The sequence below is a fragment of the Acetivibrio mesophilus genome (assembly GCF_004102745.1).
Taxonomy (GTDB): domain Bacteria; phylum Bacillota; class Clostridia; order Acetivibrionales; family Acetivibrionaceae; genus Hungateiclostridium; species Hungateiclostridium mesophilum.
On the sequence record NZ_RLII01000002.1, the window covers coordinates 139,988 to 153,548 of the forward strand.

The 13,561-nt window shown below is 38.4% G+C and carries 12 protein-coding genes; 2 read left to right on the top strand and 10 right to left on the bottom strand.

From position 1 onward, the window contains the following. Window positions 1-7 precede the first annotated feature (7 nt). The 7 genes from def to EFD62_RS02910 form a co-directional block, all read right to left on the bottom strand. The gene (gene def, locus EFD62_RS02880; RefSeq protein ID WP_069193926.1) at window positions 8-481 is read right to left on the bottom strand and encodes a peptide deformylase; all 474 of its coding nucleotides are present in this window, start codon (window positions 479-481) and stop codon (window positions 8-10) included. A gap of 45 nt (window positions 482-526) precedes the next feature. Then, a complete protein-coding gene (priA, locus tag EFD62_RS02885; RefSeq protein WP_069193927.1) occupies window positions 527-2,974 on the bottom strand; it encodes a primosomal protein N' in 2,448 nt (815 codons plus the stop codon). Window positions 2,975-3,129: 155 nt separating this feature from the next. Then, window positions 3,130-3,543 carry a hypothetical protein gene (locus EFD62_RS02890; protein ID WP_069196270.1) on the bottom strand — a complete coding sequence of 138 codons (414 nt, stop codon included), beginning with the start codon at window positions 3,541-3,543 and terminating at the stop codon, window positions 3,130-3,132. A gap of 87 nt (window positions 3,544-3,630) precedes the next feature. Then, complete coding sequence (locus EFD62_RS02895; RefSeq protein ID WP_069193928.1) at window positions 3,631-4,587, bottom strand: polyprenyl synthetase family protein; 957 nt, start codon at window positions 4,585-4,587, stop codon at window positions 3,631-3,633. A gap of 29 nt (window positions 4,588-4,616) precedes the next feature. After that, window positions 4,617-5,129, bottom strand: a complete 513-nt coding sequence (locus tag EFD62_RS02900; protein ID WP_083225115.1) for a Gx transporter family protein — start codon at window positions 5,127-5,129, stop codon at window positions 4,617-4,619. A 53-nt stretch (window positions 5,130-5,182) separates the two neighbouring features. After that, window positions 5,183-5,563: a NusG domain II-containing protein gene (locus tag EFD62_RS02905; RefSeq protein ID WP_069193930.1), complete on the bottom strand. Its 381-nt coding sequence runs from the start codon at window positions 5,561-5,563 to the stop codon at window positions 5,183-5,185. Beyond that, complete coding sequence (locus EFD62_RS02910; RefSeq protein ID WP_172406025.1) at window positions 5,547-6,593, bottom strand: FAD:protein FMN transferase; 1,047 nt, start codon at window positions 6,591-6,593, stop codon at window positions 5,547-5,549. Before EFD62_RS02910 ends, EFD62_RS02905 begins: the two co-directional genes overlap by 17 nt. A gap of 377 nt (window positions 6,594-6,970) precedes the next feature. Between EFD62_RS02910 and EFD62_RS02915 the strand changes: the two genes are divergently transcribed. Continuing rightward, window positions 6,971-8,746 (top strand): FAD-dependent oxidoreductase, encoded by a 1,776-nt coding sequence (locus EFD62_RS02915; protein ID WP_069193932.1) that lies wholly within the window; start codon window positions 6,971-6,973, stop codon window positions 8,744-8,746. 119 nt (window positions 8,747-8,865) lie between these two features. Here EFD62_RS02915 and EFD62_RS02920 read toward each other — a convergent pair whose 3' ends face one another. The 3 genes from EFD62_RS02920 to EFD62_RS02930 all read right to left on the bottom strand — a co-directional run bounded on the left by EFD62_RS02920 (window position 8,866) and on the right by EFD62_RS02930 (window position 11,448). Then, window positions 8,866-9,564 (bottom strand): single-stranded DNA-binding protein, encoded by a 699-nt coding sequence (locus tag EFD62_RS02920; RefSeq protein WP_069193933.1) that lies wholly within the window; start codon window positions 9,562-9,564, stop codon window positions 8,866-8,868. A gap of 353 nt (window positions 9,565-9,917) precedes the next feature. Continuing rightward, the gene (locus tag EFD62_RS02925; protein WP_235832545.1) at window positions 9,918-10,568 is read right to left on the bottom strand and encodes a Mur ligase family protein; all 651 of its coding nucleotides are present in this window, start codon (window positions 10,566-10,568) and stop codon (window positions 9,918-9,920) included. Between the two features lie 109 nt (window positions 10,569-10,677). Then, on the bottom strand, window positions 10,678-11,448 hold the full coding sequence (locus EFD62_RS02930) for a polysaccharide deacetylase family protein (RefSeq protein WP_069193934.1): 771 nt from the start codon (window positions 11,446-11,448) through the stop codon (window positions 10,678-10,680). Window positions 11,449-11,710: 262 nt separating this feature from the next. Between EFD62_RS02930 and asnB the strand changes: the two genes are divergently transcribed. Beyond that, window positions 11,711-13,552: an asparagine synthase (glutamine-hydrolyzing) gene (gene asnB / locus EFD62_RS02935; protein WP_069193935.1), complete on the top strand. Its 1,842-nt coding sequence runs from the start codon at window positions 11,711-11,713 to the stop codon at window positions 13,550-13,552. Window positions 13,553-13,561 lie beyond the last annotated feature (9 nt).

Below are 13,561 nucleotides of genomic sequence, written 5' to 3' on the forward strand. Positions count from 1 at the left end.
TTATCTGTTATTTATTCTTTTCCATTTCATCCCTATCAATAAAGCGTATAACCTTATCCTTGAACAAAATGCCGTCAAGGTGGTCAATTTCATGGCATAATGCAATAGCAAGAAGCTCTTTGCCATCTATGGTTATTTTTTCACCTTCCCGATTCTGGGCTTCTACCACGACCCTTGCCGGTCTTTTTACCTCTCCTGCAACTCCTGGTATACTAAGGCAACCCTCAATATCTATCTGTTCTCCTTCTTGCTTTACTATTTCAGGGTTTATAAGTTCAATCAATCCATCTCCCACGTCAATAACAACCACTCTTTTAAGAATACCCACCTGAGGTGCTGCAAGACCTACGCCGTTAGCAGCATACATTGTTTCCGCCATATCATCCAACAGTACTTTTATTCTCTCGTCGATAACATCAACTCTTTTTGATACCTTTCTTAAAACTTCATCTCCATCTTCTCTGATAAATCTTACAGCCATTTTCCTTCCCCCATGTATTTATTAGTTTACAAAAATATAAATGTATTATAACATATTAACCGGATTTATATCCACACTTAAGGCAACAGAATTTTTGCCACTGTTTGAATAAAAACTGTCTGAGACTTTTGTCAATACATCTATAAGTTTATCTAGTTCTTTGCATTTTATTACTATTCTCCACCTATATTTATTTTTTATTTTAGACAATGGTGCTCTCGAAGGACCTAGAATCTGTGTATCTGAACAATCATTTTCAAAGTATTTGCAGAGCTCATTCTTGACAAAAACTGCCCTACCTAATACCTGTTTGTCATTTACACCGCTTAGTATCAGCGACGCAAGATGCGTAAAAGGAGGATACTGAAGCTGCTTTCGTACGAGGATTTCATTGTCGTAAAAAGAAATATAGTCCTGTTCACAGGCACAAACAATACTGTAGTTATCCGTGTTGTAGGTCTGGATTATTACCCTTCCGGGAATCGTTCCTCTTCCTGCTCTTCCGGCAACCTGTGTAATAAGCTGGAATGTCCTCTCCGCTGCTTTGTAGTCCCCTGCGTTTAGAATGCTGTCTGCCGCAAGTACTCCCACCAGTGTAACATTGTGAAAATCATGCCCCTTGGCAATCATCTGAGTTCCCACCATTACATTTATATTGTTATCCCTGAAGTTCCTTAATATTTCCTCGTGAGAATTTTTGCCTGTAGTAGTATCTAGATCCATCCTAATTACCGTGCAACCCTCAAACTGCTTTTTAACCTCCTCTTCAATCCTCTGAGTTCCCGTACCGAAGTTCCTTATATGATTGCTTTTGCATTTCGGACAGTGCTCCGGGCTCTTTACAGTAAATCCGCAGTAGTGGCAGATAATTCGTTCATCATGGGAATGGTATGTCAGCGAAACATTGCAATAAGGACATTTTAAAACATAGCCGCAGTTTCTGCAAAGTATAAATGACGCATATCCCCTTCTGTTCAAGAAAACAATGGTCTGCTGTTTGTTAGCAATATTTTTTCTAATCTCATCTTTAAGACATCGGCTAAACACAGATCTGTTGCCTGCGCTTAGTTCATCCCTCATATCAATAATCTTTACTTCGGGAAGAAGCATGTTGTTGGCCCTTCTGGTCATCTCCAAAAGCTCAATTTCCCCTGTCTTGGCCCTGTAATAGGTCTCCACCGAAGGAGTGGCCGAACCGTGCAATAATACCGCATTTTCAATGATACATCGCTGCCTTGCAATATCGGCAGCGTGGTATTTGGGCACAATTTCCGATTTGTAGGAGTTCTCATGTTCCTCGTCTATAATCACCAGTCCAAGATTGTCAAAGGGCGCAAATACAGCCGATCTTGCACCGACCACAACCTTGGTCTTGCCATCCCTTACAAGCCTCCACTGGTCGTATCTCTCCCCCAAGGACAGACGGCTGTGTATTACCGCCACATCCTGTCCAAATCTCCCTTTAAACCTGTCCACCATCTGAGGAGTTAATGATATTTCCGGAACCAGGATAATAGCCTGCTTCCCCATCTTAATGCAGTGTCCTATCAATTGAAGGTAAACTTCAGTTTTTCCGCTTCCTGTGATGCCATGCAGCAAGACTTCCTTAAATCCTCCCGAACCCAGCATGCTTTTCACTCTGTCTATTACAATCTGCTGCTGCTGTGTGGGCTTCATAGGAAGAGTTCTTTCATAGGTCATATTCGCCGCAGGATCCCTTGTAACTTCAATATCTCCAAACTCCAAATACCCATTTTTCTTGAGCGTCTCCAAAACTCTTGCCGACACACCGACAAAGCGTACAATGTCCCCCACCGGGATGCACTCATTTTCAATAAGCAATTCAAGTATTCTTATATGCTTGATATTTTTGATTTTGTTGCTATCAATATCATCAATTACTTCTTCCCAAGGCTTTACAAGGTATACCACTCGAATGCGCTTTTCCCTCACTTTAGAGCTAAACTCTTCATGTACCTCGATACATCCTTGTTCCACAAGACTGTTAATATACTTTGCAAAGGTTCTCTCATTTACCTGCTTTTTTAATTCTTCATATTCCATTTCACCGCCATGCTCACCCATGACATCAATTATCTTTTTAATGCTTCCCTTAAAAACGCCCTCACACTTCTTCAGTTTAATAATTTTTGTGCTACTTACTCCTATTCCCGGTGGAAGCATGCATTTTATTGTATCAGAATAGGTGCATATATACCGTTTTTTCATCCAATACGCCAGTTTTATCATATTTGCCTTCAAAACCGGCTTTTCGTCTATAACACTGCTTATTTCCTTTAACAAAGAAACCTCCGGGCTTTTTAACACATCCAGGACATATCCCTCCACAAGCCTGTTTGACTTTCCGAAGGGCACAATCACCCTCATACCCGGTACTATAGTGTCCATATATTTATCAGGAATAATATAGTGATAATCCTTATCGAATTTCCTTGTAGAGTTGCTAATAGCAACTGATGCAATATTGTTCATTCCAGCACCCTTTAAAAAGTTTTTTGTTGTACACCAACAGTATTATAACACATAATAAAAAAGCCGGGGATATTTTTAAATCTCCCTGGCTCAATATTATTTATACATCCTCGGTTTATATTATCTGCGCAAAAACAAAATCCCTTTTCCAGCCTCTAATAACACTCTTTTATAAACTCAGGCATGGAATCGGGATTGCCTTCAATGGAAACATAGAAATCAACGTTAAACTTTGATGAGAGCTCATTCATACCATCGAACAGGTCTTTCATTTCATCGGGCAATTTCCTGATAATTCGTATCAGGTCATCAATATATACCCACTTTATGTCGAAATTACCCGAAATAATACCGCAGATAAAACCAAGGAAAGTACAGGAACTGCTGATGTCGACCGGAAACTCAGACACGTTGATAAATCTGATTTTGTGATTCAAGTCATACATTAACTGACTGCTTCCATCAATAAAAACCGCGTCGCCCAAAGCTGTAGAAACCAGACTGTTGGCAGAATCGACAAGAGCCCTTGTCTTTCCGACACCTTTTTTGCCGCAAATCACTTTAATCATCAGCATCTATCCTTCCTATATTATTTTACTCTATAATTATACGATAATATAAATCTCCAATCTTTTCAAGCCCATTTTCAATTATTATCACAAAATACCAACTATTCTCTCAAAAGCTTTTCTGTGTTTATTATCTGGAAGGTTCTGAAGTTCTCTTGTGGCTCTTTCAATGTATTTATTAAGAAGTGTCCTTGACTGCTCAATCCCACCGGATTCTTTAATCAACTCTATTACATGGGCTGCTTCTTCCTCGGTAGCATTGCCTCTTTTATTCAAAAAGCTCTGAAGGTCTTCCTTTAAATCGGGCTTTGACCTAAGTCCTAATATTACAGGCAGGGTTATTATTCCTTCCAATATATCGTTGCCAACAGGCTTCTCCTCTTCATACTGCGTTTTGGTGTAATTGTTGATATCGTCCTTTATTTGAAAAGCCATTCCATAGTAAAAGCCAAACTTGATAAGACTTTTGGCAACTTTTTGAGAACAGTTGGCGATATCAGCTCCCAACGCACATGCCGCGCCAAAAAGCACTGCTGTCTTTCTGCTTATTCTCTTTAAATAGGTAAATACTGATGTGTCAATGGAGTATTTGTGCTGATACTGGTCAACCTCTCCTTCACATATTGCTTTTACTCCCTTTGCAATAATACCAAGCTTCTTTTCCGGAACATTACCAGCTAGCAGCAAAACAGCCTTTGTATATAAATAGTCTCCCACATATACAGCCATATCCATGCCAAACTTCTCAGATACTGTAACTTGTCCTCTTCTCAACTTTGTTCGATCAATAACGTCATCATGCACCAGCGTAGCCGTATGAAGGATTTCAATTGCTGCTGCAGCAGGAATGACCTTTTTCCTGTTATATTTTCCGAATTGGGATGCAAGGATAACAAAGGCAGGTCTTAGCCTCTTTCCTCCCGATTGAACAATATCATTCACAGCCTCATTAATAAGCTGGTTTCTGGATCTTATATTTTTTTGTATAAATTCCTCCAGCAGGATAAGTTCCTCTTCAATTTCAGGATAATGTGACCATGGCATTTTCCATATCCCCTTCTTAAAAGATAATACTAATCAAATATCCTTGTTCTTCTCAATGCACCTTCTAAAAAACCGCTGACAAGTCCTACAAAAAACCCCATTATAGAGCCCGATACCAGAAGCACCGGCAAAACTACCGCAACCGCCAAATCCTTCATAAAAAAAGCTGCGACCAGTATCTGACCGATATTATGAGCAATTGCTCCTGCTATACTAATTCCTGTTATACTGAATTTATTGCGCCCTGATTTATAGAGAACCGACATGACAACAGTGCTAAGCACTCCTCCCGATATACTGAACAGAAAAAGCATCCATCCTCCTCCTCCAAATATGGAAGAAAGGACACACCTTACAAATACCACCGAGATAGCTTCCCTAAATCCAAAAAACATAATAGTTATAATAGTTATTATATTGGCAAGTCCAAGCTTTACTCCCGGTACAGGAGCAGGAATGGGTATCCAAGATTCAATTATTGATAAAATCAAAGCCTGAGAAACAAACACTCCAAGCAAAATAGTCTTTTTTACTTTATTCACTTTATCCCTCATAATCTTATGTCATAATAAAGCTTGCATTGCTTTAGCGGCACTTAATACGTAACTATATCCACATCATCCGATTGACCTTCAATCTTTATCATAGTTTTGTTGGGAAGACATACCGCCATATCGCCCTTTTCTGTGAGCCAACCGGTATTTACGCATACCTTGTCCGGACAATCGGCTTCCTTAAACCTTATTCGTCCTTTTTCGACGAGTACTATATCATTGTATTCACCTAAAACCGTAATTTCCATAGGCTCACTTACAGCGTCAATATCAATCCTTTTTATCTCCTGGTTATCCTTAATAATTACTGCTATTTTCCGGGCATTTTCCCCCGAACTTTTGTAAATAGAAACCCCAATAAAAGACGCAGCTATTAATATTATGGCAAACCCGAGAATAATCAAATCACCTTTTTTCAACATATTCAAATTCCTTGCTTTCATCTCGAAATATGAAAGTTTCCTTTAATCCATCCGTTACATATATTTTCTTATCCTCAGTAACAAATACTGCTTCTATACCTTCAAGGCTTTCGATGAGCTTCATACCTTCCTCAAGACCCAGCACAAAAGTTGCTGTCGATAGGGCATCGGCATCTATTGAAATATCTGAAACTATAGTAGTGCCAATAAGTCCCGTATCAGCTGGATAGCCGGTCTTTGGATCTAAAATATGGTGATATCTTACACCGTCCTTCTCAAAAAACCTCTCATAATCGCCGGAGCTGACCACTGCCTTGTCTTTCACGCTAATAATACCAATATACGAACCATCCTTGCCTCTAGGGTTTCTTATGCCAATAGTCCAAGGACTTCCGTCAGGTTTGCCTCCCAGCGTTAATATATTTCCACCAAGGCTTATCATTGCAGACTCTACCCCGTGTTTTTTGTATATCTCAATCACTTCATCTGCGGCAAAGCCCTTTGCAATTCCGCCAAGATCCACAATCTGTCCTTTTTTCGCCAGCATAGCCGTTGAGTTTTCAAGGTCAATATTTATATCCTTATAGTTCACCAGTTTTAAAAGCTCATCAATTTCACTTTCGGAAGGTACCTTCGGATTATTTGAAAACACGCCCCAAGACTCCACCAAAGGACCTATGGTAAGATCAAAGGCACCATTGCTGATTTCACTATACTGTCTGGCCTTCTCAAGTACATACAAGGTGTCCTTACCAAGATTTACATATTCTTCACCCGCCGCATCATTTAGAAGGTTCACTTCTCCACCGGGCTTGTTTATTGTCATAACCGATTCAATCTCAGCTATTCTACCATTTACCTCTTTTGCAATCATTTCAGCATTTTTATGATAAATCCTCTGTAAAACAACAGTTCCCATTAAGAATTCCTGAGTTTCATAAGAATTCGAAGAATAGTAGCTACAGGATGTAAACAAAACACCTATGCATAAAACTATACTTAAAATAATTACTGCAAACTTTTTTGTCATATAATCACCAATTAAGTAAACAATGCCCATATAATGCCAAGACATTATTATTATTCAACCAATATAATTATTTATTCTAAAGGATATATAAAACTTTTATTCAAGATAAAATTATATTATACCGAAAATTGATATGTCAATTATAATTCACTGTAAAAGTGCAACGCTAAATATTAATTTCTAATACAAGGATAATTTGTGTTATATATAAAAATCCGTGGTATATAATATATGTATTGCATAGTATATAAGCCATTATGTTTATTTCTATCTTATTAAACCGATAGTAATTTTGTCAAAATATTAATAACAGAACATAATAATGTTCAAGATGCAAAGACAGTACTTAGACTATTTTTTATACAAGGAGGATTCGGATGTCTCAAAAAATTTTGATATTGGGAGCCGGATATGCAGGAATTGAAGCTGCTTTGACGCTCCAAAAAAAGAAACGAAAAGAAGATGATATCGAAATAAGTATCATCGACAAAAACTCTTACCATACTCTTCTGACGGAACTTCACGAGGTTGCCGGAAACAGAATAGATGAGGATGCTGTCATAGTACCATTGAAAGATATATTCATGTATACTGATGTGAATATTATTAAGGATGAAATCAAAAACATTGATTTAGAGAATAACAAACTTATATCCGACAACAACGAGTACCAATATGATTACCTTATTTTTGCCGTAGGAAGTGAACCAAACTTCTACGGTATTCCGGGTATGGAGGAAAACTGCTTTCCTTTGTGGTCCTTTAAGGATGCTGTTGCAATAAGAGATCATATAAAAGATTGCTTTGAAAAAGCTTCCCGTACCACCGACCCAAAGACAAGGAAGTCCCTTCTTACCTTTGTTGTAGGCGGCGGCGGATTTACTGGTGTTGAGACTATAGGTGAAATCGCTCAATGGGTCAAATCCTTATGCAGAGAATACAAGATAGAACGAGATGAAGTTGACTTAAAGCTGATTGAAGCCCTGCCAAAGATACTAAATAATCTAAAGGATAAAAATATTAATAGGGTCATGAAATATCTCACAAACACCTTGAAGGTTGACGTACTTTTAAACAGTGCCATAAGCAAGCTGAACGAAGATAGCGTCGAACTGAAGGACGGGAGAATAATACCTACAAGAACCCTTATCTGGTCCGCCGGTATAAAAGCGTGCTGCCTTTCTGATAGAGTTGATGTGGAGAAAGGAAAAGCGTGCAAGGTAAAAGTTGATAAATATGCCGGAACTCAATACAAAAATGTATATGCAGTTGGAGATGCTTCTTGCTTTGAGTCCGACGGACATATGCTTCCTGCACTGGTTGAGGTGGCACTACAGACTGGAAATGGCGCTGCCTTAAATATCCTCAATGATATTAGAGGCAAGGAAAGGGAAGAAATTAAGCCCAAGCTTCATGGCGTCATGGTTTCTGTCGGAAGCTTCTTCGCTGTTGCAGATATTATGGGGTTACAGCTTCAAAGGCCTTTTGCAATATTAATGAAATATCTTGTAAACATGCACTATCTCTTTGGAATTGGGGGCTTTGAACTTGTACTCAAATACATCAAGCACGAATTCTTTAAAAAGAAACAGGATAAGTTTTTACTTGAAAAGCATTACTCGGTTACCGGCCCCATCTTCTGGCTTGTTCCCCTGCGCCTCTTTTTAGGATACTCATGGCTTATGGAGGGACTAAACAAGCTAAAAGAAGGATGGTTGAGCACCCCGATGCTTGCAGGCATGGCTGTTGATGGCCAATCCAGTGCTTCAATAACCGAAACCGGTGAGCAGATGTTTAGAATTATTTCCTCCCACACCCCGTCATGGTATGCCTTTATAGCAGAAAACCTTGTAATTCCTAATGCCTTATTATTCCAATGGCTTATAGTGCTTACCGAAATAGGTTTAGGCCTTGCATTTATTTCAGGAACATTTACGTTTATAGCAGGTCTAGGTTCATTAGCACTAAATATAAACTTCTTGCTGTCAACAGGATTATATGAAACCTCTTGGTGGTATATCCCCGCTGCAATCTGTATGCTTGCCGGTGCCGGAAGGGCCTTTGGAGTAGACTATTATCTGATTCCGTATCTCATGAGACAATGGAGATTTTTCGTAAGAAACCGGAGAATAAAACCCTTTCTTTTTCGATAGGTCCTCAAGTAAAAAACTGATATCAGAAAAGGTGACCTGTAAAACTTCAGATCACCTTTTTTACGTGGCTACATTACTTATAAATTGCATTGAACAAATACCACAAAAAAATAAACTAATCAATTTTCCTTCTCTTCCTGTTCCATTTCCTCTTCCATTTCCTCTTCCATTTCCTCTTCCTTACCTTCTTCCAAACATACCTCCATTTTAGAAACAGAGACCTCAAACGCCACCTTTGTTATGACCTCTCCTGTATCTAGCTTTTTCTGATATTCACGGCTCTGAATCCTTCCCCATATCTTTATGTTTTGACCAACCTCAAGCCCAGATGAATATCTGGCATTCCTGCCCCAGCAAATACATGGTATGTAGTCCGATTTGTTGTATGGTCTGTTGACAGCCAGCAATATATCTGTAATTTCCCTCCCAAAAGGAGTTGTTCTGTATATTGGCTTTTTACATATAAAACCATTCAGGAAAATCTGATTCGGATTCTTGATCTTCTTATCGTCCTCCAAGAAACTGATTTCTCTGGCAAATACCGTCAGCACAAGCTTACTTCCCTCAGTATTGTTATAATTGTTGTAGGAACGGAACTGTCCCTCCACCTCGATGAATTTACCTATTTCTAAGCTTTGCTTAGAAATCAGCCTTTCCGACACTGTGACAGAAATCCTGTCGTAGCTGTCACTCAGCCTTGGAACTTCCAATGTAAAGGAATAAAAACCCTCACCATAAACCTCATGACTGAATTCTGCTTCTGATACTATCTTACCGGAAATGGTCACCATGTTGTTCTCAATGATGTTTCCGACCATCCGACCCCCACACTCCTCTCTTAGGCTTCTTACGTATATCCAATAATTTATCTAATGTAATGTTATTCACTAACGATGCTTTTTAGAATTACTTTATTCATACATTAGTTAAATTTGTATGTGTTTCCTGAAAGAAGCTAATAATTTTATATAAAAATACTGAAATAAATCTCAATAATAAATGTTCCTAAAGAAAGGAATCCGGCGTGGATGCATCCACTCTTTACGTTCCTCATTGAAACATAAAAAACAAATATACTTACCTTTTATATCCAATAAACTATTCGTAATCTTTATTATATTATATATCGACCAACTTGAAAATCCCTGAAAGTATTTTTCTATGACTTGTCTTAATTTTTCATCTGATTAATATCAAAACCATTTACCAAAACAAAGGTTGCCGCAGCCAAAACATTATTAGGGTCAACGCTCTCAAGGTCCGTCCTAACCTTAAACTCCTGAGGCTCAATTACCGTTCCGTTCTTTGTATATATTCTTCTTTGTAGGCAGCACATCATATTGTCCTTAGCCACCAAATCGCCTATGCTTGATGTGGTCATACTGGCCTTGAGATTAAAACCGTAAGTTACAATATAGTGCTTAATATCCTTAAAAAACTTACTAAGATCATTATCATCGGCATTTACTATTGCTATACCTTTTTCGTTTAATAAGGAAAAAGCTCTTTTCATTAATTCCAAATAATTTTGTTCCATTTCTCCATTAATTTCATCGGCTTTATCGGTAAAAACAATAATATCAAATCTTAAATAGTCATAAATTTCCTTAGAAATCTCACATAAATCAAGCTTTAGAATAAGAATATCGGTATTGTTTCGCTCGAGCTCGGACAAATAACCTTTTATCCGTTTGCCATCCAAGCCGGACAGATTCTTTGAGTCAACTATACTAATTCTCTTTCTGGAATTGTGTAATATGGAATTAATGATGTTTGCAGTTTTCTCCTTGTTGTTTTGTCCAACTATTCCTGTTATCAGCACCCGGTTCAAACCCCATTTCTTTTGATAGCTGTAATTTTATAATGTACTTTTTTCTTAATTTTATGTAAAAGGATAAAAATCACACTGCAGATTTTAGCAAAAACTTATGCTACTGTTTTTTTATTTGCCTGCCTCTATAATCAATTTCGAAGTTTTCCCTCATAATCATTTTGGAAACAGGAATAAAACCATATCCCTTTTCTTTCAGCGAGGTTATTATTTCCGGAAGTATTTTGGCAGTATGTTTGGTATCATTATGAAACAATATAATTGAGCCGTTGCCTACATTTTTAAGTACACGATTTTTTATCTCGTCAGCAGTAATTCCCGGCTTCCAGTCCAAAGAATCGACGTCCCATTGAATTGTATAATGATTCAGTTCCCTGGCAATTCTGACAACATCATTGTTGTAATCACCATAGGGCGGTCTGAACAGATCCACATCTTTTCCTGTGATCTTTTTCAATGCGCTGTCACACTTTAATATTTCACTTTTTATTGCTGAATTATTAAGACTTGCCATTTTATAGTGGGAATAAGAATGATTTGCTATATCGTGTCCCTCATCCGAAATCATTTTTACCGCATCAGGGTTCTTCTCTGCCCATACCCCTATAATAAAAAAAGTTGCCTTAACATCTTGCTCCCTCAAGGTATTAAGAATATCCGGTATATCCTCACTTCCCCAAGCGCAGTCAAAAGTCAGGGCAATCTTTTTTTCAGGATAATCCACTGAGTATATGGGAATTTCTCTTTTTTGCTGAAATACAGCCGCAACCTCTTCGCGGGAAAAATAAGCAAATGCTGCAACGACCAATATAATGCTTGCCAACAAGCTATACTTTAGTATACTATTTACCTTCACAACATAAAACTTCATTTTTCATACATCCAATATTTATAATCCTGCATTATACATATTTTGACTATCAAAAATATATGACATATAACTTTGGGTTCTAAATAAAGTAATGAATTATAAAAAATAATTAATAAATTCAAAAGGCCGTAAAAGTAACAATATAGGTTTCCAGCGCATATATTACTGGTATAGGACTTATCAAAATATAAGTCCGGCAAAGGTGCCAAATGTTATTAGGGCACCTTTATGTTTTTATCTAATATTGGGAGTTGATATTAATATGTGCGGTATAGCAGGTTGGATAAATCTTAAAACAGACTTAACCGAGCAAAAGGACATTTTGAATTTAATCATTAACAGATTGAGCCCCCGTGGTCCGGATGCATCCGGAAGCTGGATTTCCCCCAATGCGCTTATTGCTCACAAGCGTTTGATAGTGGTAGATCCTGAAGGCGGAGCTCAACCTATGGTTCGCCAACAAGGAGAAAACAGGTATGTTATTACATACAACGGAGAACTTTATAATACTTCCGATTTACGAAGCGAACTTGAATCAAGAGGCCATAAATTCTTCAGCAGCTCGGATACTGAGGTTTTACTTGTTTCTTATATTGAATGGGGCATAAAATGCGTTGAACATCTAAATGGAATATATGCCTTCGGGATTTGGGATGAAGGAAAACGAAGTCTATTTTTAGGCAGGGACAGATTTGGTGTAAAGCCGCTGTTTTACGCCCAAAGAGGTGACTCTTTGATATTTGGATCTGAGTTAAAGGCTCTTCTGGCAAATCCCCTTGTCAAACCGGAATTGGATGCTGAGGGTCTAGCTGAAATCTTCGCATTAGGTCCCGCCCGAACACCGGGACACGGTGTATTTAAGGACGTCTATGAACTTAAACCGTCTCACTCCATGCTCTTTGATATCGATGGAATACACATCAGAAAATACTGGTCTTTGGAGAGTTACCCTCATACCGACGGAGAAAATGTCACCATTGCCAAAGTTAGAGATCTGGTATTGGATGCCGTTACCAGACAACTAGTGGCAGATGTTCCTGTATGCACCTTTCTGTCAGGAGGACTTGATTCAAGTACTATTACGGCTATTGCAGCAAGGGCTTTTGCCAGTCAGGGCAAGGGACAGCTTAACACTTTCTCTATTGATTATGTAGACAATGATATCTATTTTAAACCCAACATGTTTCAGCCAAACTCAGATGAGCCTTGGATAAAGCAAATGAGTGAAAGCTTCAATACATGTCACCATTATATAAAATTCGATACCCCCCAACTGGTTGATGCCCTTATTGATGCCACCAAAGCCCGAGATTTGCCGGGAATGTCGGATATAGACTCATCCCTGTTTCTTTTCTGCCGCGAAGTAAAGAAAAGCTCGGTAGTGGCACTATCCGGGGAATGTGCGGATGAGATATTCGGTGGATACCCTTGGTTTCATAATGAAAAAATGCTCTTTGCCGACACGTTTCCATGGGCTATTTCAGTACATGAAAGGACAAAAGTACTGTCTCATGAGCTTTTAAATCTGATAAAGCCGGAAGAATATATCGAAAGACGCTATAGAGAAACTCTAAACGAGGTTCCGCAGCTTAAGGGAGAAGATAGGATTGAAGCCAGAAGAAGAGAAATATTCTACCTTAACATTAATTGGTTTATGTCTACCCTGCTTGATAGAAAAGACCGTATGAGTATGGCAACAGGCCTTGAAGTAAGGGTTCCGTTTTGTGATCATAGATTGGTACAGTATGTATGGAATATTCCATGGGACTTAAAAATGTACAACGGAAGAGAAAAGGGGCTATTAAGACAGGCTCTAAAAGGCATAGTTCCGGATTATATAATCCATAGAAAGAAAAGCCCATATCCAAAAACTCATAATCCTTCATATAAAAAAGCGGTCAGTAAATGGTTGTTGGAGATATTAAACGATAGCAGTTCACCTCTTCATCAGCTAATTAATGTGCAAACGGTAAAATCTATGGCCGAAGGAGTCTCAGACAACTCAAATCCCTGGTTTGGTCAGTTGATGGCTGAGCCTCAAATGCTTGCCTACCTTATCCAGGTTGATTTCTGGATGCGCGAAAACCATATATCTATTATATAATGATTTCAT